Raw genomic sequence first — 22,522 nt, 5'->3', positions numbered from 1 at the left:
CCCACCCCCGATTTGAGTTAATTTCGGCGCTGCACTAACGGCGTCGGAATTTTCTCGCTGCGCTGTAGCCAAATTCATGGAGTGAAGTCGGCATATTCAGAGCGGGTCAAATCGACTCAAAACCAGGCGATCACGCCAGTTTCAACTTCACCCTTGTAGACCGTCCTGCCCACCCCCATATTGGGGCGACTGACGCGTGAAGGAATCCAACTTGAGCGAACTTCTCAACCGCCGCCTGGCCCTGCTCGGCAAGCGCGAACACCTCTCCCTGCTAGAGCAGTGCTTGCACGGCATCGAGCGCGAATGCCTGCGTGTCACCGGTGAGGGTCGACTGGCGCAAACGCCGCACCCCGAAGCCCTGGGCGCCGCGTTGACCCACGAACAGATCACCACCGACTACTCGGAATCGCTGCTGGAGTTCATCACTCCCGCCCTGCCCGACCCGGCCGATACCCTGAGCAGCCTGGACAAGATCCATCGCTTTGCCTATACCAAGCTCGCCAGCGAATACCTGTGGAGCCCCTCCATGCCGTGTCCGTTGCCGGCCGAGGAAGATATTCCGATTGCCTACTACGGCACCTCCAATATCGGCCAGCTCAAGTACGTGTACCGCAAGGGCCTGGCCCTGCGTTACGGCAAGACCATGCAGTGCATCGCCGGCATCCACTACAACTTCTCGTTGCCCGAGGCGCTGTGGCCGTTGCTCAAGGAAACCGAAGGGTTTGTCGGCACTGACCGCGACTACCAGTCCAACGCCTATATCGCGCTGATCCGCAATTTCCGCCGCTACAGCTGGCTGTTGATGTACCTGTTCGGTGCTTCGCCGGCCTTGGACGCCGGGTTCCTGCGCGGTCGTTCGCACCAGTTGGAAGTGCTCGACGCCGACACGCTGTACCTGCCCTACGCCACCAGCCTGCGCATGAGTGACCTGGGTTACCAGAGCAACGCCCAGGCGGGCCTCACGCCGTGCTACAACGACCTGGCCAGCTACACCGACAGCCTGCGCGAAGCGGTGGCAACGCCCTACGCGCCCTACGTCGAAATCGGTACGCACAAGGACGGTGAGTGGGTACAGCTCAACACCAACATCCTGCAGATCGAAAACGAGTACTACTCCAACATCCGCCCCAAGCGCGTGACCTATACCGGCGAGCGGCCGATCCAGGCGCTGATGGCCCGTGGCATCCAGTACATCGAAGTGCGCTGCCTGGACATCAACCCGTTCCTGCCCATGGGCATCGACTTGCAAGAGTCGCGCTTCCTCGACGCCTTCCTGCTGTTCTGCGCACTGAACGACAGCCCGCTGTTCGCCAACAACGAGTGCGGCAACGCCACGTCCAACTTCCTCAGCGTGGTCAAGGAAGGTCGCCGTCCGGGCCTGCAATTGCAACGCCAGGGCCAGCCGGTGGACATGAAGGAGTGGGCGTCCGAGTTGCTGGAGCAGATTGCACCGCTGGCTGCCTTGCTGGACGAGAGCCACGGCATCACTGAGCACAGCCAGGCGCTCGACGCCCAGTTGGCCAAGGTCAACGATTCGTCCCTGACCCCGTCGGCCCAGGTGCTGGCGGCGATGGCCGAGCGTAAAGAGAGTTTTGCGCAATTCTCCCTGCATCAGAGCCAGTTGCACGCCGAGCATTTCCGCAAGGAGCCGCTGGCGGCTGAAGAGCAGGCGCGCTTTGAAGAGCTGGCGCGGACGTCGCTGGCGCAGCAAGCTGAGCTGGAGCAGAACGAAGTGGGCGATTTCGATGTGTTTGTTGGGTCGTACCAGGCCAGCATCCTCGCCATCAGCAACTAAGTAAGCTGAAACCGGGGCAAATGTGGGAGAGGGCAAGCCCCTTCTCACATTTGACGTCATTTCAATTCACGATCAGCGCCCGCGGTTCTTCTCATAAGCTAATTCGAAAATGTTATTTATTTTCGGATTCTTAGATCATTTAGGCTCCTCACACGCCGACCCTCGGCCGCCTGATTGAGGAGCTTCCCCTTGAAACTGCTAACCCCTCTGCGTCTCCTGGCCGCATTGTCCCTGGCCGGTGCCAGCCTGTTTGCCCAGGCGGCGGACGTGACCATCGCTTACCAGACCACCGTGGACCCGGCCAAAGTCGCCCAGGCCGATGGCGACTATGAAAAAGCCACAAACGCCAAGATCAACTGGCGCAAATTCGACAATGGCGCCGACATCATCGCCGCCATCGCTTCCGGCGACGTGCAGATCGGCTACCTCGGTTCCAGCCCGCTGACTGCCGCGATCACCCGCAAGGTACCGGTGGAAACCTTCCTGGTCGCCACCCAGATCGGCGGCGCCGAAGCCCTGGTAGCGCGCAACGGTTCGGGCATCAACAGCCCGCAGGACCTGGTCGGCAAGAAAGTCGCCGTACCCTTCGTGTCCACCGGGCACTACAGCCTGCTGGCCGCGCTGAAGCACTGGAACATCGACCCGTCCAAAGTGACCATCCTCAACCTCGCGCCACCGGCGATCATCGCCGCCTGGAAGCGCGGTGATATCGACGCCACCTACGTATGGGATCCTGCCCTGGGCGTGGCCAAGGAAAACGGCAAGGTGCTGATCACCTCGGGCGAACTGGCCAAGTTCGGCGCGCCGACCTTCGATGCCTGGATTGTGCGCAAGGACTTCGCCGAGACGCACCCGGAAATCGTCACCGCGTTCGCCAAAGTCACCCTGGATGCCTACGCCGCGTACCGCAAAGACCCACAAGCCTGGCTCGCCGACAAAGGCAACGTCGACAAACTGGTGAAACTCTCCGGCGCCAAGGCCAGCGACATCCCACTGCTGCTGCAAGGCAACGTCTACCCGCTGGCCGCTGACCAGGTGACCCTGCTGGGCGCACCGACCACCAAGGCTGTGACCGACACCGCCGCGTTCCTCAAGGAACAAGGCAAGGTCGACGCCGTGCTGCCGGACTACGCCCCTTACGTCAGCGCCAAATTCATCACTCACTGATCGGGAGTTCATTGCGATGGCCTTGCTACAACTGGAGCGCATCAGCGCACAGTACCCAGGCGCCACAGAACCGGTACTATCAGACATTTCACTCGACCTGGGGCCCCAGCAGTTGCTGGTGGCTCTCGGCCCGTCCGGCAGTGGCAAGACTTCGCTGTTGAACCTGATTGCCGGTTTCGTCAAACCTTGCGCCGGGCGTATCACCCTCGATGGCGTGCCGGTCAACGGCCCCAGTGCTGAACGCGGCGTGGTGTTCCAGGACGACGCCCTGCTGCCCTGGCAGGATGTGCTGGCCAACGTCGGCTTCGGCCTGGAGCTGGCCGGCGCGCCCAAGGCGCAACGCGAAATACGCGCCCGGGAAATGCTCGCGCTGGTCGACCTGGCCGGGTTCGACAACCGACGCATCTGGCAGCTTTCCGGCGGCCAGAAGCAACGTGTCGGCCTGGCCCGCGCCCTGGCCGCCGACCCTCGTGTGCTGCTGATGGACGAGCCCTTCGGCGCCCTCGACGCCTTCACCCGCGAACAGATGCAGGAGCTGTTGCTGCAAGTCTGGCGGCGCACGGCCAAGCCGGTGTTCCTGATTACCCACGACATCGAAGAGGCGGTCTTCCTCGCCACCGATTTGATCCTGCTGGCGCCCAACCCCGGCCAGATCGTCGAACGCCTGCACCTGGACTTCGGCCAACGCTACGCCGCCGGTGAGTCGGCGCGGGCGATCAAGTCCGACCCACGCTTTATCGAAACCCGCGAACACGTGCTGGGCAAAGTGTTCTCCCAACGGCAGGTGTCCGCATGAGCAGCTACGAACTTCCCGCCACGGTGACCAAACCGGTGGCGCCCGCAGTTGTCCCGGTACGACGCAGCCTGAGCACGCGCTGGATCAGCGTGTTGACCCTGGTCGCCTTGCTGGCCCTCTGGTGGGCCGTGACCGCCAGCGGCTTGATCGAACCGCTGTTCCTGCCGCCGCCGTCCGCCGTGCTGCAAAAGGGCTGGCTGCTGGCGACCACCGGCTATATGGACTCCACCTTGTGGCAGCACCTTGGCGCGAGCCTCAGCCGTATCGGCCTGGGCCTGGGCTTCGCGGTGCTGACCGCCGTGCCGGTGGGGATCGCCATCGGTTCCAACCGAATCGCCCGTGGCATCCTCGACCCGCTGATCGAGTTCTACCGACCGATCCCGCCGCTGGCCTACCTGCCGTTGATCGTGATCTGGTGCGGCATCGGCGAGCTGTCCAAGGTGCTGCTGATCTACCTGGCAATCTTCGCGCCGATAGCCATCGCCACCGCCACCGGCGTGCGCACCGTCGACCCGGCCAGACTGCGTGCGGCGCAGTCGCTGGGTGCCACCCGTGCCCAGTTGATTCGCCATGTGGTCCTGCCGAGCGCCCTGCCCGACATCCTGACCGGCGTGCGCATCGGGCTGGGTGTGGGTTGGTCCACGCTGGTCGCCGCCGAGCTGATCGCCGCCACCAGCGGCCTGGGCTTCATGGTGCAGTCGGCGGCGCAGTTCCTGGTCACCGATGTGGTGGTGCTGGGGATTCTGGTGATCGCCCTGATCGCCTTCGCCATGGAAATGGGCCTGCGTGCCCTGCAGCGTAAATTGGTGCCGTGGCATGGCCAGGCACACTGAGTGAATGAGAACCGCATGAGCAGCCTGACCGTTACCCCATTAAGCACCGCCCTGGGCGCCCAGATCAGTGGCGTCGATATCACCCAGCCGCTGCCCCCTGAACAGCGCGACGCCATCGAACAGGCGTTGCTCACCCACTCGGTGCTGTTCTTGCGCGGCCAGTCGATCACCCCGCAGCAGCAAGCGCGGTTCGCGGCGAATTTCGGTGACCTGCATATCCACCCGATCTACCCCAACGTGCCGGACCAGCCCGAAGTGCTGATCCTCGACACCGCCGTCACCGACGTGCGCGACAATGCTGTGTGGCACACCGACGTGACCTTCCTGCCCACTCCGGCGCTCGGTGCAGTACTCAGCGCCAAGCTGCTGCCGGCGTTTGGTGGCGATACGCTGTGGGCCAGCGGGATTGCAGCCTATGAAGCGTTGTCCGAACCGCTGAAGCGCTTGCTCGATGGGCTGACGGCGACCCATGACTTCACCAAGTCCTTTCCGCTCGAGCGCTTTGGCAACACCGCCGAAGACCTGGCACGCTGGGAAGAAACCCGCAGGAAGAACCCGCCGTTATCGCACCCGGTGGTGCGTACGCATCCGGTGAGTGGGCGCAAGTCACTGTTCGTGAGTGATGGGTTTACCACCAGGATCAATGAGCTGGAACCGGCGGAGAGTGAAGCAATCCTGAAGCTCTTGTTCGCCCACGCGACACGCCCGGAATTTACCATTCGCTGGCGTTGGCAGGAAAACGATGTGGCGTTCTGGGATAACCGCGTGACACAGCACTACGCGGTGGATGACTACCGGCCGCAGCGGCGGGTGATGCATCGGGCGACGATTCTTGGGGATGTGCCGTTCTAAGGCCAGGCCCGTTAGTCATCACACCAGAAATCAAATGTGGGAGGGGGTTGCTCCCTCCCACATGGACTGTTTATTCAGCCGTGGATGGCTTTTCCCACAGGTTGATCCCGCCTTCCTGGGCAAACCGATCGATCTCCGCCAGTTCTTCCACGCTAAAGCTCAAGTTCTTCAACGCACCGACGTTCTCGATAATCTGCTCCGGCCGGCTTGCACCGATCAGCGCACTGGTCACCCGTGGATCACGCAACGTCCAGGCCAGTGCCAGTTGGGCCAGGCTCTGACCACGACGCTGGGCGATCTCGTTCAGCGCACGCACGTGGGCGATGTTGGTTTCGGACAGGTGCTTGGCCTGCAACGAACCACCGCCCGGGCGATTCACCCGTGCATCCGCCGGTACGCCGTTGAGGTACTTGTCGGTCAGCAAACCCTGGGCCAGCGGCGTGAAGGCAATCACCCCGGCGCCGAGCTCTTCGGTGGTGTCCAGCAGGTCTTTTTCCACCCAGCGGTTGAGCAGGTTGTAGGCCGGCTGGTGAATCAGCAGCGGCACTTTCCACTCTTTGAGCAGGGCGGCGATTTCGCGGGTTTTTACCCCTGAGTAGGACGAGATACCGATGTACAACGCCTTGCCTTGTTGCACAGCAGTGGCGAGGGCACTGGCGGTTTCTTCCAGGGGGGTGTCGGCGTCAAAACGGTGGGAATAGAAGATATCCACATAGTCGACACCCAGGCGTTGCAGGCTCTGGTCGAGGCTGGCCAGCACGTACTTGCGCGAACCTCCGCCCTGGCCGTAAGGGCCGGGCCACATGTCCCAGCCGGCCTTGCTGGAGATGATCAGTTCGTCGCGGTAGTGCTTGAAGTCTTCACGCAGCAAACGGCCGAAGTTGATCTCGGCGCTGCCGTAGGGCGGGCCATAGTTGTTGGCCAGGTCGAAGTGGTTGATCCCCAGGTCGAACGCGGTGCGCAGCAAGGCGCGCTGGGTGTCGATCGGGGTGCTGTCGCCAAAGTTGTGCCACAGGCCCAGGGACAGTGCGGGCAGCACCAGCCCACTGCGGCCTACGCGGCGATACGGGATAGATTCATAGCGGTTTTCGGCAGCAATGTAAGTCATCGAATCCTCTCTTGGACGTCGGCAAATAAGGCCTGGGAATAAGGGTATTCCCAGGCCTTTTAACCAGCTGAATCGCTTAAGTCTGCCGTTCCGTTCTACAGCAATTGCCTACCAGAGTGGAACGACATAACTCACATAGAAGCGGTTTTCATCTTGCACGGTAGCACCGCTGATGTCCGGGCTGGCATGGGCGTTTTTCCAGGTGACACCCAGGCCTTTGAGGGTGCCGGTAGGCACTTGATACGCCACGGCGACGTTACGTTCCCATTCGCTGGTAGTGCCTTGCGCCGTGCGGATGTCATCGCCGTGGGCATAGGCGGCGGAGAACGTCAGGCCCGTGAGGCCAAGCTTACCGAAGTCATACTTGTACTGCGCAAGCCAAGTGCGCTCACCGGCGTGTTGAAATTTATTCAACTGCATGTTGGTCAGCGCCGGCGTGTCGGCGCCTGAGCCTGGGCCCTGGCGGTTGTCGCCGCTGTTCAGGCCGGAATCCAAGTAGGGGAAGTCGCTGTCGCCGCTGTTCTTCTGGATGCCCAGGCCGACGGTGTGGCCGTCCAGGCTGTAGCTCTCAAGCAGGCTGGCGGTGGTCTGGTTGATACGCCCCTTGCCCGTGCCGTCACCGTAGAGGCCGGCGGCTGCGTAGTCTTTGTCGCCATCGGCGTTGCCGCCCACGCCCAGGCTGCGGAACACCCGCAAGTCGGTGTCGATCGCGCCCACGGACAAGGCGTCATGCCGCTTGGCGCCGAGGAAGAACTGCTGGTAGTAATCCTCAAGGTTGGAGTACCACAGGCTGACCGTGGTGTTCTGGATGCCAGTGTAGTCCGCACCGCCGAACAGGAAGCGATCGCTCTCTTTGGTGCCACCGGCGGTGATCATGCCCTGGTCGCCGGTTTCGTTGCGGATCTTGGTCTTGAAGATATCGCCGCCGGTGAAGGTGAAGTCACTGAGGTCCTTGGACACCAGCTGTACACCCGTGTTGGTCTGCTGGTAAAGGCGCCCGTCGGTGTTGGCCAGCACCGGGTTGTTGCCGTAGAGCGTACCCAAGCGCAATTCATCCTTGGCGAAACGCATCTTGAACGTCGGGCTCAACACACCGAACTGGTCGGCGGACTTGCCGTTGTCCAGCGGGAACATGCTGCCCGGGTAGCGGCCCTGGTGATCCTTGTCGTTGAGGTCGCCGCCGGAGTCCAGCTTCAACCCATAGAACGCCTGCAGGTCCAGGCCAAACCCCACCGGGCCTTCGGTGTAGCCGGACTTGAAGTTGAACTCGAAACCCTGGCCCCAATCGCGAATGCTGTGGGCCTTGGCGTTGCTGTTCACCACGTCACGCCCCTGCTGGTTCAGGTAGCGGTTGAGCAGGGTCACATCGGCGTGGCTGTCATCGATAAAATCGGCATGGGCGGACAGCATAAAGCTCGCCATGGCGGCACCCACCATAGGGCTTATCAACGTCTTCATTGGTACCGGTCTCCGTCACTGTTCTGAAATGAAAGCGTCAAACGCTTCACACAATTACGCAGTGACCAGATGACAGTTACGCGTCAAACCGTGGCGTGAACGGATGAAATTAAATTTAAGAAACCCTTCTATTACACGGCTTAGCGGGCATTTTCGAAGACTTCGGCAAGCCAGTCGACGAACACCCGCACCCTCGGCGACAAGTGCCGGTTCTGCGGATACAACACCGACACCGGCATCGACGGCGGCGGTGTGTCAGGAAGGATTTCACGCATCACGCCCTGCTCGATCAATTCGGCCATGCGGTAGTGCGGGCACTGGATAATGCCCAATCCCGCCACCGCGCTGGCGGAATAAATCTCGGCGCCGAACACCGACAGCGCACCCTGGATACTCACTTCCTGCAGCTCGCCGTCCACCATGAACTCGAAGGGAAACAGTTTGGCCGTGGTGCGCGAAACATAGTTCACCGCGCGGTGCTCACTCAGCTCGGCCAGGCTCTTGGGTTCGCCGTATTTACGCAAGTACGCAGGGCTTGCGCAGGTGACCTGGCGCAGGTTGGCGACGCGTCGGCCGATCAGCGCGGAGTCACCCAGGGCGCCTGCGCGCAGCACGCAATCCACGCCTTCGGCGATCAGGTCGACAAAGCGATCCGCCTCGCTGATCGACAGCTCGATCTCCGGGTAACGCGCCATGAATTGCGGCAGTGCCGGCACCACAAAATACTTGGCCAGCGTACCGTGCAAATCCACGCGCAAACGGCCCTTGGGCGCCACGCTGCGAAATGCCAGTTCGGCCTCTTCCAGTTGCGCCAGTAACTGCAAACAGCGTTGGTAATACGCCTCGCCATCCAGGGTCGGGCGCACGCGACGGGTGCTGCGCTCCAGCAGGCGCGTGCCCAGCCACGCTTCGAACTGGTTGAGGGTGTGGGTCAGGGTCGCCCGGGGCAGATTCAGGTCATCGGCCGCCAGCGTGAAGCTGGAACGCTCGTAAATCCGCACGAAAACCTTCATGGCCTTGACTTGATCCACGCTGCACTCCGTCGCGCCTATTGTTGGCGATTATTGAACAGTCAAGGCAACTCTGGCGCATTTATCGCCCTGGGTAAACATGTGAACCTGCTTCCACCTACCGTTAAAGGAACCCAGATCATGACGACTCAAGTAGCAATCATCACCGGCGCTTCCCGTGGAATCGGCGCCGTCATTGCCAAGCAACTCGCCGCCGACGGTTACGCCGTGGCCATCAACTACGCCAGCAGTGCCACCGAGGCGTCGAAACTGGTGGTGGAACTGCGCCAGGCCGGTCACCGGGCCATAGCGATTCAAGGCGACGTCGCCAACCCCGCCGACATCACGCGCCTGTTCGACCAGGCCGAGGCACAGTTGGGCAAGGTCGACGTACTGATCAACAACGCCGGCATCCTCAAGACCCTGCCCCTGGCCCAGCACAGCGATGAGCTCTACAACCAGAACTTCGATATCCACACCCGTGGCACCTTCAACGCCCTGCGTGAAGCCGCCACGCGCCTGAACGACGGCGGGCGCATCGTCAACTTTTCCAGCAGTACCGTCGGCCTCAACTTCCCCGGCTACGCGGTGTACATCGCCAGCAAGGCGGCGGTGGAATCCCTGACTCAAGTGTTCGCTAAAGAGATGCGCGGGCGCCGGATTACCGTCAACGCGGTGGCGCCAGGCCCGGTCGCCACCGAACTGTTCCTTCACAGCAAGACCGAAGAACAGATCCAGGGCATGGCTAAGATGCCGCCGCTGGAACGCCTGGGCCAACCGGAAGATGTCGCCCGCGTGGTGGCGTTTCTGGTGAGCCCGGCCGGTGGCTGGGTGAATGGGCAAATCCTGCGCGCCAATGGCGGGCTGGTCTGAGTCGTACATCTGGGCCAGCGATGTTCACTTTGTGGAGTTCTTTCATGCCAACCTTATCGATCCCCGCACTCGCCCCGCTTTACCGCTTTGCCGAACCCCTTGCCTACGCGCTGCTGCGCGCAGGTTTCGGGGTAATCATGCTCACCCACGGCCTGCCCAAATTGCTGGGCCGTGCACATGGTTCGATGGCCGACCCGATGGCGGCATCCATCAACCTGATCGAGAACCGCCTGCACCTGCCGCAGCCGGAGTTGATCGGCCTGCTGGTCGCGTTGTTGGAAGCGGTGGGCGGGTTGCTGTTGATCCTCGGCCTGGGCACACGGCTGGTCGCGGCCATGATGACCGTGCAGATGCTGACCATTGCTTACTTATTGGGGCCGACGTGGGCATGGATCGACCGGGGCATCGAGTACCCGGTACTGATGGCGCTGCTAGCGTTGTACCTGGTGTTTCGCGGTGCAGGCCACTACTCCCTGGACAGTGCGTTGGGCAAGGGGTAGTCACTGCCGGCCAGCCCAGGTGTCAGAGCTGGTGATCGGCAGTGGCGTGTTCGGCGCGCCGTGAGTGGCACTGGCCCTGTACATCAGGGCCTGAACCTCAACGCACCAAGTGCAGGAACTGCAGGTGCCGTTCGTACTGGTCGAGGATGTCGTTGATGATCTGCTCCTTGGTGTAGCCCACCAGGTCGTAGTCCTGGCTGCCCTCGGCCAAGTGCACTTCCGCGCGGTAGTAGCGGCGGTTGTTGATCTCCTTGGAGCCCATGCCGCCACGGGCGAACGACGGCGTGAAGTAGCCGCGCATCTGCACCTGGTAGACGAAGGGATGTTCCTCGTCATGGCCGATTTCCAGGCTGACGCTGTCGTTGGAAGGGTCGGGCTGGGTGACCACACTCAGGCCCTTCTCGACGAACACCGCCGTTACCTCCTCAATCGCCGGACGCACGGTTGATTCCAGGAAGCGATACACCTCATCCCGCGACGGGAAATGCACCGCCTGGCTCAAACGCTGACGCCAGCCGCCTCGGCCCTTGCGCGCCGCCGAAACCGGCGCCAGCGAATGCAACTGGGCGATCTGCTTTTGCGACTCCAGGTAGAACGCCTTGTGCAGCCCCCACATCATCAGCAGCAGGATCATCGAGAACGGCAGCGAGGTCAGTACTACCGCTGACTTGAGCGAATCAATACTGCCGGCGAACAGCAAGGCGCTGGTGACCAGCGCGGTCATCGCCCCCCAAAACACACGCAGCCATTTCGGTCCGTCTTCATCGGCGTTGCCGCCCTTGGACGACAGGGTCGACAGCACCACGGTGCCGGAGTCGGCCGAGGTGACGAAGAACACGAAGCTGATAAACACCGTGACCGCGATGACGGTTTTGCTCCAGGGGTAGGTTTCCAGCAGCAGGTAGAGGCTCATCGACGGATCATCGATGGCCGACTGGCCGAGCGCGGCCATGCCGTGGTTGAGCACCTGGTCGATGGCGCTGTTGCCGAAGATCGACATCCAGGCCAGGGTGAAACCCAGCGGGATCAGCAGCACGCCGAACACGAATTCGCGGATGGTACGACCACGGGAAATCCGTGCGATAAACAGGCCCACGAACGGCGACCATGCGATCCACCAGGCCCAGTAGAACACGGTCCAGCCACCCAGCCAGTCGCTGGGTTTGTCGTAGGCGTATACGTCGAAACTCTTGGTCGGCAAGGCGCCCAGGTAGTCGCCGATGTTCTGGATCAGGGTGTTAAGCAAATGCTGGGTAGGCCCGGCGAACAACACGAACAGCAGCAGCGCACAGGCCAGCAGCATGTTGATGTCGGACATCACCCGCACGCCCTTGTCGACGCCGGCCACAGCGACCAGGATCGCGGCGCCCATCATCAGCGTGATGAGACCGACCTGGATCCACTGGGTATGGGCAATGCCAAACAGATAATCGAGACCGGAGTTGAGGTGCAGCACCCCAAAACCCATATCCGCGCCGAGGCCGAACACCGTGGCGATAATGCCAAAGCCATCCACCGCGTAACCGATGGGGCCATTGATGCGTTTGCCAATCAGCGGGTACAGCGCCGAGCGCAACGCCAGCGGCAGGTTATGCCGGTAGGCAAAGTACGCCAGGGCCATGCCCACAAACGCGAACACGCCCCAGCCATGCAGGCCCCAGTGCAGAAACAGGATCTGCATGGCCTGGCGCGCAGCGTCGGCGTTCATCGGCGCGCCCTGCGGCGGTTGCACCAGGTGCGTCAGCGGCTCGGAGACGCAGAAGAAGAACAGCGTGATGCTGATCCCGGCGGCGAACAGCATGCCGGCCCAGGACAGGTAACTGAATTCGGGCTCGTCGTGGTCGGCACCGAGTTTTATCTTGCCGTAGCCCGATAGCGCGGTGACCACCACGAAGACCAGATACAGGGTCATCGCCAGCATGTAGTACCAACCGACCGTGTTGGCCGCCCAGTTTTGCGCCGCCAGCAGCCAGGCACCGGCCTGTTGCGGGATAGCGATGACGGTGATGCCGAACAGCAGGATAAACGTCGCGGCAAAGTAGAAGACCGGCGCATTCATGCGCACCAGGCCGCTGGATGGGGTGGACGATGCACTCATGAACGATGCACCCCAAGGATGAGGGATATGGCTGTGAAAAACGGACTCAGCAAAGGTAAGCCTCCTGTTGTGAGCGGGCAGCGAACCACCGGGTTTAACTTGAACGAGCATTCAAGTTAAACATGGATAGGCTGTCTGGGACTAATCGCAGGGCTGAGTGGTAGGTGATTCCTACACAAGCTCAAGGAAAGGTATGACGGATCGCGCTGAAAAACGTTCAGCACGCCTTTCAATATGTGCAGCCTGCCTCCTGTTGCATTCACCACAATCGAATGACCACTGCCCACCTGAGGTCATTCAGTCATGCCAGAGACATTGAAGCATTTTGATTTTATCCGGCAACAATTGCCGCCATGGTTGCGGAGCACGTCACTGCAACGTTTTGCGGCGTTGAAAAAACAGCGCCCAGACTTCACGGAACTCTATCGCAATGCCCCTGGCTCGGAGCAGCGCCTGCCCTTCAAGCACGCCCTGGACACCCACTGGGCCAGCCAGAACGCGCTGGACACGCTATTCGAGAAACTCACCGACATTAAGGCCTTCGCCGAGCCCTTGCTGAAAAATGCCCTGCGTGACTACGGCGCTATTGATGTGTCGAATACTTCGATCCGTCTATACGCGCCGGCCACATTGCCCTGGTGGACGTTCGGGACGCACCCGGGTGTCTCCGTCCGGACAACGACGCTGCTCGACGCCGCCTTGCACAACTTTTCAGCTTCGGAAACCTTTGTCGATTACGCTTTCCTTTCGGCAGAGGATGCCCGTGGGCAGCGTGAGATACTCACGTTCAAACACAGGGTGACAGGTCAACCCCTCACCGCCGACCATTTCAAAACCTTGTGCCGAAACCTGGATATCGGTGCGCGCTATATGCAAAACCTCACCCTGACAGTGGGGTTCGGCAATGCCTCGGTCGCCACCTCCTTCCGACAAAAAGTCATCCACAACCTGAAAGCCGCCCTCAACAGTGCCGCTCACGTGGCGCTCGCCAAAAAAGACATCACCGAAGACAGTTACACCCTCATTCAGTCGCTGCTCCAAAGAGACGGCCCGCTTCAACTGGGCGGGCAAACGATGGACGTCTACGCGCTGAGCCTGCTGGATACACGCCTGCCGGGCATTTTCATCATCGCCCCCGCACGGTTGGACGCAGCGCTTCATAAAATCCTGGTCTATATCCCTGATGACCCCGCCCACCCTCTCAAGGACTACAGCTCGGCCCCGGCCTTCGTCAAAGAGTTGACCGGCCAACTGCGTGACCGCACGCCTGGCGCCGACCCATCCCGCCCCAGCTACCAGCAGTTCTTCAGCCAGTTCGTGGCCCATCAGGAACGTGGGCGCTTTTTTTACCAACTCAATCAGTTGCTTTCCACTGTGCGCTGGCACGACAGAGAACCTGGGGACAGCCGCCCCAACTGGCGCCCAGAGCCGGTAGAAACCCCCAACCTGCAATTTCGCACCCTGGCTGTTCGTGACGATATTCAAAACCGTGGCGAAAATCCGGGCCAGGATGATCTCTGGCACTACCTCTACCGCGTCAAACTGAACAAATGCGTGAACGACGCCCGAGAGATTGCCATCTCCACAGCCTACGCCGACCGCATGGCGCGCTGGAAGTGGTGGGACAACCTGGAAAAAATGCTCTCGGACATTTTCAATGCCGCGCTCCTGGTCATCACTCCGTTCGTTCCCTTGCTGGGGGAGTTGATGTTGGCCTACACCACCTACCAGATGCTCGACGATGTATTTGAAGGCATCGTCGATTGGGCCGAAGGCTTGCAGCGCGAAGCGGCAGAACATCTGCTCTCGATCGCAGAGAACACGCTGCAGCTCGCGCTGTTCGAAGCGGGAGGTAAAGTGGGTGAAATTGCCAAGGTGAAACTGTCCACGTTTGTCGAGCAACTCCAACCCGTACAGACACCTTCCGCGCAGACGCGCCTCTGGGCCCCTGACCTCGCGCCTTACCAACATACCAACCTGCGCCTGCCCGAGACCTCCATTGCGCACGAAAATGGCCTTCACCACCATCAGGGCAAGCAGATTGTGAAAGTGGAAAACCACCACTATGAAGTCCGCAAGGACCCTGTCACCCAAACGTACACCCTTGCCCATCCCAAACGCCCCAGTGCCTACCAGCCTCCCGTGGCGCTCAATGGCAGCGGCGCGTGCGTGCTGGCCGGTGAACAGCCAAGGACCTGGAACAATGCTCGCCTGCTGAGACGCTTCGGGCCACAGACAAACGGTCTGACGGCCGGTGAACTGGAGCAGGTACGGCAGATAAGCGGTGTCGAGTTCGGGGATTTACGCCATATGTATGTCAACAATGAACCCACCCCACCCTTGTTGGCCGATACCCTCAAACGCTTTAACAGTGAGAAGGGCATCAGAGAGGCCGGAGACGCTATCCGTACAGGCCAGCCCCTTGACCCGTCGTCGGACTGGTTCGAACAAATGGTCACCGAGCTTGAGGGTTGGCCTCGCGACAAAGCCTTGCTGGTGTACCCGCGTAGCGATTTATCAGGCACGCCCCGTCGTTATGGCAATGCACAAGCAACAGGCGCCGATACCCTGAGCCTGAGCATCGCCGATGTCATGTCCGGCAGGCTGGCGGAAAAAGTCGTGGACTACCTGGATGAACCACAACTGACCCAGTTACTCGGCAAACAGTTGCCTGAAAATGAGCGCGTACAAGCGCTGCGTGAACGGCTGGCCGCGTATGTCGAGCAGCAAAGCGCCTCCCTCGCCCACAGCGATTACTCCCGCCAGGAGGCCAGCGACGAGCCCTCTATCCAATTGCTGCGCAGCCAGTACCCGGACCTCCCCCTGAGTATCGCTCAGAGCCTGGTTCGCCATACCCGTCGCCGCCACCTGAGCATTATGAGTGAAAAGAAACGCCTTCCATTGGAGGTAAAAAACCAAGCGCGGGAGCTGGATTTCGAAGTCCGCAGTACGCGCATGTTCGAACAGCTTGTCCAGGGTACCCCGCCCTCGACACACACCGAAAACCTGGCACTCAATACCCTCAGAATTCACTCAGACAGTTTTGCGAATCTGCGTATCCAGGTGCGTGAGCGAACCCCTACCGGCGACCTGAGAACCCAGGTCGGCGCAGAGGATGCCGCACACCTCAAGATCCTGGTGCGTAACCGAAAAGGCCAGTATCGGGTGTTCGACGCCGGAGGCAAGCTGATACACGGCCCAACTGACTTCTACAATGCTGTATTCCAGGCATTGCCGCCCGAGAGCTCCTTGCGCGATAGCGACACACTGCGCACATGGCTGATTGAAAAAAACAAAGCGCCCACCGAACGGCGCTTGACCCTCGCCGAGGCGCCTATCCCCACCCATCCTGAACGTGAAACACTGATCCTGCTCGGTGGCGGCAACAGCATGAGCCGCGTGGTCGATGTCGAGGTAAATCCCGTTACGGTGCAGGGGGATATCAAACACTGGCTGCCGGGGATGTCCGAGCAAGGCGTGAAACGCTTCGCTGAAAAAGCCGAGAGTGAAGAGGGGCGATTACAACTGGAAAACCTGAAAGCCGAAGGCAAAGCCTTAGACAAGGCGCTACACACCTATTTGCAAGACAGTACCCGATTTCCTTATCGCAACTCGCTGGAAGAGGTGCTTGCCAGGAAGGCATTTACCAAGAAGTTGAAAGAAGCCTGGCGCGAGGGGTACACAAAACTGCACGACGAGTTCAATACGGCAGGCAACGACGTGTACTTGGACCTGAGCGATACAGTGCTGCCGACTGAACTGCCCGTGCTGCCCTTTGAGTTGGGATTGGTCACGCACTTGCATATGAATGGCAGTGGGTTTGCCGCTGAACATACGCCATTCCTGGCGCATTTCCCAAAACTGAAGGCGCTTGATTTAGCGGATAACCGTCTGGTCACGCTGCCCGAGGCCATTGGAAACATGCGCTCGCTCAAAGCCCTTGACGTGAGCAACAACGCTATTGCCTTGGACAACACCGCTGTCCAGCAGTTGAAAAAACTGCGGCGGTTGCAGGGGCTGGATCTTTCAAAAAACCCTCTGGGACGGGTACCGGATATTAGTCACATGCGCGACCTGAGGGCGCTGGACCTGTCCCACACAGGGATCAGCGAATGGCCCGCGGGTCTCTTTGCGCACGAGCGAGACGCGTCTTTTGACCTGTACCTTCGCGGCAACCCCGTTACCACAATTCCAGAGGTCGCCAGGGAGTCCGCAGAGGCATTTACCGTGGCTAACACCTGGCTGGACCGCGCAACCCTCACGCCTGAAGCCAGGGCCCTTTGGGACGAGCACAAAACTGACTTTGGGTTGGACCCTTATCGCACTTACCCGCCCAAGGGCGATGCTGACTTTTGGGTGGATGACCTGGACGATGAAAACCAGATACGTTTTGCCAATGTCTGGTTTGACTTGGAAAATGAAGAAGGCTCCCAGGGTTTTTTCGAGGTCATCAAGAAACTGGAGCAACCCGAGGCTTTCGAGGACCCGATGGACCAGATGCGTTACGAACAAAACCGAAGAATCCTGACCGATCAGGTGCGGCATATGCTGTTGAGCATGCACGAAGACACGATGCTGCGTCAGGAGCTGTTCAAAATGTCGAGCTTCCCGGGGCTGTGCCCGGACGCAAGCCGCCAGATATTCACCGAAATGGGGATTCAGGTCACCGCCACCACGGCCAGGCGATACAGTCGAACGCAAGCTGAACATGAAGAGACAATCACCCGTCTAGCCCAAGGCGCCGCGAGGCTCAAGATGGTGAACGATGTCGCCCGGGCGGACATCGCCAACCGTCTCAAACCTGCCAATCAAGGTGGCCAGGGACTGCGACTGTCCACCCAGGTTGTTGATGGACAGCCCGGCAGCGTCGACGAGGTGGAGGTTTACCTGGCCTACCAGACACGCCTGTCGAAAAGCCTCAACCTGCCCTGGGTCAGCGACAGCATGACGTATCGAAACACCGCCGATGTGCCTGAGTCTTCCATCATCCATGCGGGCAAAGCCGTGAAAGACTTGAGTGAAGGCGACGGACTGGTGAACCGCATGTTGCAGGAACCCTACTGGGAGCCCTTCCTGAAGGAACGCTACGCAAAAGACTACGCAGCCAACGAAGAAAACACGGTTCAACAGTTGGAAAGCCTGGAGCAACTGGATACCGAACAAAAAGCGTTTGCCCAGGCGCAGGGTCTGAACGAGCAGGAGAAAACGCAAAAACGCGAGGCACTGAAGTCCCGGATCGAACAGTTACAGATCGAGGACCGAGTCGTCCCGGACCAGGTCATGTCCGAGAACCTGTACAACCAGCTCTACAATGACCTGTCGGAACGTCGCATGGAGTGGCTGCGCGAACAGACCCACCTGTCACTGGAGCGGCTTGAACGCTGACATGCTCACTTTTGCGTGCCGTCATCATGCTGCAGGTTCGCCTGGGTGATATTCGCCCCCGCCGGCACGCTGCGGGTCAGCCACACGTTGCCGCCAATGGTCGAACCCTTGCCGATGGTGATGCGCCCCAGGATGGTCGCGCCGGCGTAGATCACCACGTCATCCTCGACAATCGGGTGGCGCGGGTGGCCCTTCTGCAACTGCCCGTCCTCATCCGCCGGGAAGCGCTTGGCGCCCAGGGTCACGGCCTGGTAGATGCGCACGCGCTCGCCGATGATCGCGGTTTCGCCGATCACCACGCCGGTCCCGTGGTCGATAAAAAAACTCGGGCCGATCTGTGCGCCGGGGTGGATGTCGATGCCGGTGGCCGAGTGGGCGATCTCGGCACTGATGCGCGCCAACAGCGGCAGGCCGGCGCGGTACAGGTGGTGGGCCAGGCGATGGTGAATCACCGCCAGGATGCCGGGGTAGCACAGCAACACTTCATCCACACTGCGAGCGGCCGGGTCGCCGTGGTAGGCGGCCAGTACGTCGGTGTCCAGCAGGCTGCGCAGGGACGGCAAGGCCAGGGCGAAATCCTGGATCAGGCGGATGGCGTGGGCGTTAACGGCGCTGTCGTCCTCGCCGCTCTGGCGCGCGGCGTAGCGCAGTTCCAGGCGCGCCTGGCCGAGCAGGGCATTGAGCGCCACATCCAGGGTGTGGCCGACATAGAAGTCTTCGCTTTCTTCACGCAGGTCCACCGGGCCCAGGCGCATGGGGAACAACGCGCCGCACAACGACTCCAGGATCTGCGCCACCGCTTCACGCGAAGGCAACTCGCGGCCACCATGCTCACCGCTCAAACGGCCATTGCGCGTTCGCCACTGGTCCCGGGCGCCGCGCAACTGGCTGACGATGGTCTGTAATTGCCAATGACTGGAACGCTCACTCACGGTTTTCACTCCTGACGTAATGGCACTCACTTTACGGTATGCACCCTGGCCGCCCTTAAGAACCAATGGTGCAATGCTAAGAACCTTCCGGAATAAGCGATTGGCGGTTGCCCGATGAAAAGTGCCTGCCTATAGTCGCCCCATCCTCATCAACCGTGCGTAGCCATGATCAAACAACAGCTCGACCGTTTTAACCGCCTGGAACTGCTGGGTGGCGCCACCGCCCTGGAAAAACTCGAGCGGCTATCGGCCTGGCTGGGCAGGGATATCTACGTCAAGCGCGACGACACCACACCGCTGGCCATGGGCGGCAACAAGCTGCGCAAACTCGAATACCTGGCCGCCGATGCCATCGCCCAAGGCGCCGACACCCTGGTGACCGCTGGCGCGATCCAGTCCAACCACGTGCGCCAGACCGCCGCGCTGGCCGCCAAGCTCGGCCTGGGCTGCGTCGCGCTGCTGGAGAACCCCACCGGCACCGAAGACCCCAACTACCTGGGCAACGGCAACCGCCTGCTGCTGGACCTGTTCGACGCCAAGGTGGAGCTGGTGGAGAACCTCGACAACGTCGACGACCAACTCAGTGCCGTCGCCGACCGCCTGCGCAGCAACGGCAAGCAGCCATACCTGGTGCCCATCGGCGGCTCCAATGCACTCGGCGCCCTGGGTTACGTGCGCGCCGGGCTGGAGCTGGCCGCGCAGATCGAAGCCAGCGGCATCGAGTTTGCCGCCGTGGTGCTGGCGTCCGGCAGTGCGGGCACCCACAGCGGCCTGGCCCTGGCGTTGAGCGAAGTGCTGCCGCAGTTGCCCGTGATCGGTATCACCGTATCGCGCACCGAAGAAGCACAGTTCCCGAAAGTGCAGGGCCTGGCCGAACGCACCGCCCAATTGTTGGGTGTGGATATTCCCGAAGCCTTCAAGGTGATCCTGTGGGACGAATATTTTGGCCCGCGCTATGGCGAACCGAACGCAGGCACCCTGGCGGCGGTCAAGTTGCTGGCGAGCCAGGAAGGCCTGCTGCTGGACCCGGTCTACACTGGCAAGGCCATGGCCGGCTTGCTGGACGGTATCGGGCGCCAGCGCTTCGAGGATGGCCCGATCATTTTCCTGCATACCGGTGGCGCGCCCGCGTTGTTTGCTTACAAGAGCGCCTTCAACTGAATCAACGCGGGCTAAATGTGGACCAACATGTGGGAGGGGGCTTGCCCCCGATGACGGAGTGTCAGCCATGACTTCTGTGACTGCTACACCGCTATCGGGGGCAAGCCCCCTCCCACATTAGAACCTCTATATATTTCTTATTGGAATATCAGATTTAATTTATATTATTTTCAAGTCTTAAAAACCGGCCTTATAGTCGCGCCGTAGGCGAAGACGCGCTACGCGCTTTAAGGCAGGATACGACTACTGCGTCACCTGCTTCGCACACCATAAAAACACAGGGGCTCTTCATGACTATTTCTGTATTCCGTCGCACGTTGCTGGTTGGCACTCTGGGCCTGGCACTCGGGGCTGGCCTGATCGGCCAGGCAGTCGCGGGTGAACAACTGGGCAACATCAAAAAAGCCGGCGAGATCAAGATCGGCCTGGAAGGTACTTACCCGCCGTTCAGCTTCGTCGATGAAAGCGGCAAGCTCAGCGGTTTCGAAGTGGAACTGTCCGAAGCCCTGGCCAAGGAGCTGGGCGTGAAGGTCAAGCTGCAAGCGACGCCATGGGACGGCATCCTCGCCGCCCTGGAATCCAAGCGCCTGGACGCCGTGGTCAACCAGGTGACCATCTCCGAAGAACGTAAAAAGAAATACGACTTCTCCCAGCCTTACACCGTCTCCGGTATCCAGGCGCTGGTCCTGAAGAAAAACGTCGACGCTATCAAGACCGCCGACGACCTGGCCGGCAAGAAAGTCGGCGTAGGCCTGGGCACCAACTACGAACAATGGCTCAAGGACAATCAACCCAAAGCCATCATCAAGACCTACAACGACGACCCGACCAAGTTCCAGGACCTGCGCATCGGCCGTATCGACGCCATCCTGATCGACCGCCTGGCCGCCCTGGAGTACGCCAAGAAAGCCCCGGACACCGCTGCAGCCGGCGATGCCTTCTCCCGCCAGGAAGCCGGTATCGCCCTGCGCAAGGGTGAGCCAGAACTGCTGGATGCGGTGAACAAGGCCCTCGACAAACTGCGCGCCGACGGCACCTTGAAGAAGCTGTCCGAGAAATACTTCAACGCTGACGTCACTCAATAATGGAAGCAGGTTTCCAACTCGCGCTGGACTCCGCGCCCTTTCTGCTCAAGGGCGCGTATTACACGGTGATCCTCAGCCTCGGCGGGATGTTTTTCGGCTTGCTGCTGGGCTTCGGCCTGGCCTTGATGCGCCTGTCGCGCTTCAAGCTGGTGAGTTGGCTCGCCCGAGTCTACGTGTCGTTCTTTCGCGGCACGCCCTTGCTGGTACAGCTGTTTTTGATCTACTACGGCTTGCCGCAAGTGGGCATCGAGCTGGATCCGATCCCGGCAGCCATGATCGGCTTTTCGCTGAACATGGCTGCCTACGCCTGTGAAATCCTGCGTGCCGCCATCGGTTCCATCGAGCGCGGCCAATGGGAAGCCGCCGCCAGTATCGGCATGACCCGCGCACAAACCCTGCGCCGGGCCATCCTGCCGCAGGCAATGCGCACGGCCTTGCCGCCGCTGGGCAACAGTTTCATTTCGCTGGTCAAGGACACGGCGCTGGCCGCCACCATCCAGGTGCCCGAGCTGTTCCGTCAGGCGCAACTGGTGTCGGCAAGGACCTTCGAAATCTTCACCATGTATCTCTCCGCTGCCCTGATCTACTGGATTTTGGCGAGCATCCTGGCGCACTTGCAAAATCGCCTGGAAGACCGGGTCAACCGGCATGACCTGGAGTCCTGAAGCATGATCGTGGTTGAAAAACTGACCAAACAATTCAACGGTCAGGTGGTGCTCAACGGCATCGACCTGGAGGTCAAGGAAGGCGAAGTCATCGCCATCATCGGCCCCAGCGGTTCCGGCAAGACCACCTTCCTGCGCTGCCTGAATTTCCTCGAACAACCCACCAGCGGCCGCATCAAGGTGGGTGACATCGAGATCGACACCAGCAAGCCGATCAACCAGCAACAAAGCCTGGTGCGACGCCTGCGCCAGCACGTGGGCTTTGTGTTTCAGAACTTCAACCTGTTCCCCCACCGCACCGCGCTGGAAAACGTCATCGAAGGCCCCACCGTGGTCAAGAAGATGCCGCACGATGCCGCGGTCGCACTGGGTCGCAAGCTGTTGGCCAGGGTAGGCCTGGCAGGCAAGGAAGACGCCTACCCACGGCGCCTCTCCGGCGGCCAGCAGCAGCGCGTGGCAATTGCCCGCGCGCTGGCCATGGAGCCGGAGGTGATCCTGTTCGACGAACCCACCTCGGCGCTGGACCCTGAGCTGGTGGGCGAAGTGCTGGCGACCATCCGCAGCCTCGCCGAAGAAAACCGCACCATGGTCATCGTCACCCACGAGATGAGTTTTGCGCGGGATGTGGCCAACCGGGTGATCTTCTTCGACAAGGGTGTGATCGTGGAACAAGGCGATGCCAAGGCGCTGTTCGCCAACCCCAGGGAAGAGCGCACCAAGCAGTTCCTGAGCAAATTCCTCGCCCACTGATTCCCACCTGCAGGAGCCGGCTTGCCGGCGAAAAACGTCAACGTTAACGCGGTA

Annotated in this window: 17 protein-coding genes; 12 read left to right on the top strand and 5 right to left on the bottom strand. The window is 60.8% G+C overall.

From position 1 onward, the window contains the following. Positions 1-211: 211 nt before the first annotated feature. The 5 genes from gshA to tauD all read left to right on the top strand — a co-directional run bounded on the left by gshA (position 212) and on the right by tauD (position 5,443). Positions 212-1,795, top strand: coding sequence for a glutamate--cysteine ligase (gshA, locus tag BM026_RS10170; protein WP_093528384.1), 1,584 nt, complete (start codon positions 212-214; stop codon positions 1,793-1,795). Positions 1,796-1,984: 189 nt separating this feature from the next. Continuing rightward, complete coding sequence (gene tauA, locus BM026_RS10165) at positions 1,985-2,962, top strand: taurine ABC transporter substrate-binding protein (protein ID WP_093528381.1); 978 nt, start codon at positions 1,985-1,987, stop codon at positions 2,960-2,962. A gap of 16 nt (positions 2,963-2,978) precedes the next feature. Next, a complete protein-coding gene (gene tauB, locus BM026_RS10160) occupies positions 2,979-3,758 on the top strand; it encodes a taurine ABC transporter ATP-binding subunit (protein WP_093513575.1) in 780 nt (259 codons plus the stop codon). After that, complete coding sequence (tauC, locus tag BM026_RS10155; RefSeq protein WP_093513576.1) at positions 3,755-4,591, top strand: taurine ABC transporter permease TauC; 837 nt, start codon at positions 3,755-3,757, stop codon at positions 4,589-4,591. The genes tauB and tauC overlap by 4 nt, the downstream gene beginning before the upstream one ends. A gap of 15 nt (positions 4,592-4,606) precedes the next feature. Beyond that, the gene (tauD, locus tag BM026_RS10150) at positions 4,607-5,443 is read left to right on the top strand and encodes a taurine dioxygenase (RefSeq protein WP_092248565.1); all 837 of its coding nucleotides are present in this window, start codon (positions 4,607-4,609) and stop codon (positions 5,441-5,443) included. A 70-nt stretch (positions 5,444-5,513) separates the two neighbouring features. Here tauD and mgrA read toward each other — a convergent pair whose 3' ends face one another. From mgrA to BM026_RS10135, 3 genes are all read right to left on the bottom strand, one after another. Next, complete coding sequence (mgrA, locus tag BM026_RS10145) at positions 5,514-6,551, bottom strand: L-glyceraldehyde 3-phosphate reductase (RefSeq protein WP_071492504.1); 1,038 nt, start codon at positions 6,549-6,551, stop codon at positions 5,514-5,516. Between the two features lie 108 nt (positions 6,552-6,659). Then, positions 6,660-7,988 (bottom strand): OprD family outer membrane porin, encoded by a 1,329-nt coding sequence (locus BM026_RS10140; protein ID WP_093121675.1) that lies wholly within the window; start codon positions 7,986-7,988, stop codon positions 6,660-6,662. A 161-nt stretch (positions 7,989-8,149) separates the two neighbouring features. After that, positions 8,150-9,040, bottom strand: coding sequence for a LysR family transcriptional regulator (locus tag BM026_RS10135; RefSeq protein WP_071492506.1), 891 nt, complete (start codon positions 9,038-9,040; stop codon positions 8,150-8,152). Positions 9,041-9,160: 120 nt separating this feature from the next. Here BM026_RS10135 and BM026_RS10130 point away from each other — a divergent pair, with 120 nt between their 5' ends. Together BM026_RS10130 and BM026_RS10125 are read left to right on the top strand one after the other, a co-directional pair. Further along, the gene (locus BM026_RS10130) at positions 9,161-9,892 is read left to right on the top strand and encodes an SDR family oxidoreductase (protein ID WP_093513577.1); all 732 of its coding nucleotides are present in this window, start codon (positions 9,161-9,163) and stop codon (positions 9,890-9,892) included. A 44-nt stretch (positions 9,893-9,936) separates the two neighbouring features. Beyond that, complete coding sequence (locus BM026_RS10125) at positions 9,937-10,392, top strand: DoxX family protein (RefSeq protein WP_256575405.1); 456 nt, start codon at positions 9,937-9,939, stop codon at positions 10,390-10,392. Between the two features lie 97 nt (positions 10,393-10,489). Here the strand turns inward: BM026_RS10125 and betT are convergent, their stop codons facing one another. Next, positions 10,490-12,451 (bottom strand): choline transporter BetT, encoded by a 1,962-nt coding sequence (betT, locus tag BM026_RS10120; protein WP_175507942.1) that lies wholly within the window; start codon positions 12,449-12,451, stop codon positions 10,490-10,492. Between the two features lie 342 nt (positions 12,452-12,793). Here betT and BM026_RS10115 point away from each other — a divergent pair, with 342 nt between their 5' ends. Beyond that, positions 12,794-17,875 carry an NEL-type E3 ubiquitin ligase domain-containing protein gene (locus BM026_RS10115; RefSeq protein WP_093528375.1) on the top strand — a complete coding sequence of 1,694 codons (5,082 nt, stop codon included), beginning with the start codon at positions 12,794-12,796 and terminating at the stop codon, positions 17,873-17,875. Between the two features lie 5 nt (positions 17,876-17,880). On the opposite strand, the gene epsC is transcribed toward BM026_RS10115, so the two are convergent. Further along, complete coding sequence (epsC, locus tag BM026_RS10110; protein WP_071492510.1) at positions 17,881-18,807, bottom strand: serine O-acetyltransferase EpsC; 927 nt, start codon at positions 18,805-18,807, stop codon at positions 17,881-17,883. Between the two features lie 165 nt (positions 18,808-18,972). Between epsC and BM026_RS10105 the strand changes: the two genes are divergently transcribed. The 4 genes from BM026_RS10105 (at position 18,973) to tcyN (ending at position 22,468) form a co-directional block, all read left to right on the top strand. Then, a complete protein-coding gene (locus BM026_RS10105; protein ID WP_093513580.1) occupies positions 18,973-19,968 on the top strand; it encodes a D-cysteine desulfhydrase in 996 nt (331 codons plus the stop codon). A gap of 290 nt (positions 19,969-20,258) precedes the next feature. After that, entirely contained in the window at positions 20,259-21,053 is a 795-nt protein-coding gene (gene tcyJ, locus BM026_RS10100; RefSeq protein ID WP_092248589.1) for a cystine ABC transporter substrate-binding protein, read from the top strand. Then, the gene (gene tcyL / locus BM026_RS10095; protein ID WP_010214112.1) at positions 21,053-21,718 is read left to right on the top strand and encodes a cystine ABC transporter permease; all 666 of its coding nucleotides are present in this window, start codon (positions 21,053-21,055) and stop codon (positions 21,716-21,718) included. Before tcyJ ends, tcyL begins: the two co-directional genes overlap by 1 nt. A gap of 3 nt (positions 21,719-21,721) precedes the next feature. Continuing rightward, positions 21,722-22,468 (top strand): L-cystine ABC transporter ATP-binding protein TcyN, encoded by a 747-nt coding sequence (gene tcyN, locus BM026_RS10090; protein WP_093528372.1) that lies wholly within the window; start codon positions 21,722-21,724, stop codon positions 22,466-22,468. Positions 22,469-22,522 lie beyond the last annotated feature (54 nt).

Origin of the sequence: Pseudomonas sp. NFPP24, assembly GCF_900112095.1 — a bacterium.
In the GTDB taxonomy this organism is placed as follows: domain Bacteria; phylum Pseudomonadota; class Gammaproteobacteria; order Pseudomonadales; family Pseudomonadaceae; genus Aquipseudomonas; species Aquipseudomonas extremorientalis.
Note: the sequence above shows the minus strand (reverse complement) of the source record. Positions and strands in the feature narration are given on the sequence as shown.

Coding starts and splice junctions, on each gene's coding strand:
- tauD (WP_092248565.1), top strand. CDS start 4,607: ATGAGCAGCCTGACCGTTACCCCATTAAGCACCGCCCTGGGCGCCCAG.
- BM026_RS10125 (WP_256575405.1), top strand. CDS start 9,937: ATGCCAACCTTATCGATCCCCGCACTCGCCCCGCTTTACCGCTTTGCC.
- tauB (WP_093513575.1), top strand. CDS start 2,979: ATGGCCTTGCTACAACTGGAGCGCATCAGCGCACAGTACCCAGGCGCC.
- mgrA (WP_071492504.1), bottom strand. CDS start 6,551: ATGACTTACATTGCTGCCGAAAACCGCTATGAATCTATCCCGTATCGC.
- BM026_RS10130 (WP_093513577.1), top strand. CDS start 9,161: ATGACGACTCAAGTAGCAATCATCACCGGCGCTTCCCGTGGAATCGGC.
- tcyN (WP_093528372.1), top strand. CDS start 21,722: ATGATCGTGGTTGAAAAACTGACCAAACAATTCAACGGTCAGGTGGTG.
- BM026_RS10140 (WP_093121675.1), bottom strand. CDS start 7,988: ATGGTGGGTGCCGCCATGGCGAGCTTTATGCTGTCCGCCCATGCCGAT.
- tcyL (WP_010214112.1), top strand. CDS start 21,053: ATGGAAGCAGGTTTCCAACTCGCGCTGGACTCCGCGCCCTTTCTGCTC.
- betT (WP_175507942.1), bottom strand. CDS start 12,451: ATGAATGCGCCGGTCTTCTACTTTGCCGCGACGTTTATCCTGCTGTTC.
- tcyJ (WP_092248589.1), top strand. CDS start 20,259: ATGACTATTTCTGTATTCCGTCGCACGTTGCTGGTTGGCACTCTGGGC.
- tauC (WP_093513576.1), top strand. CDS start 3,755: ATGAGCAGCTACGAACTTCCCGCCACGGTGACCAAACCGGTGGCGCCC.
- BM026_RS10105 (WP_093513580.1), top strand. CDS start 18,973: ATGATCAAACAACAGCTCGACCGTTTTAACCGCCTGGAACTGCTGGGT.
- BM026_RS10115 (WP_093528375.1), top strand. CDS start 12,794: ATGCCAGAGACATTGAAGCATTTTGATTTTATCCGGCAACAATTGCCG.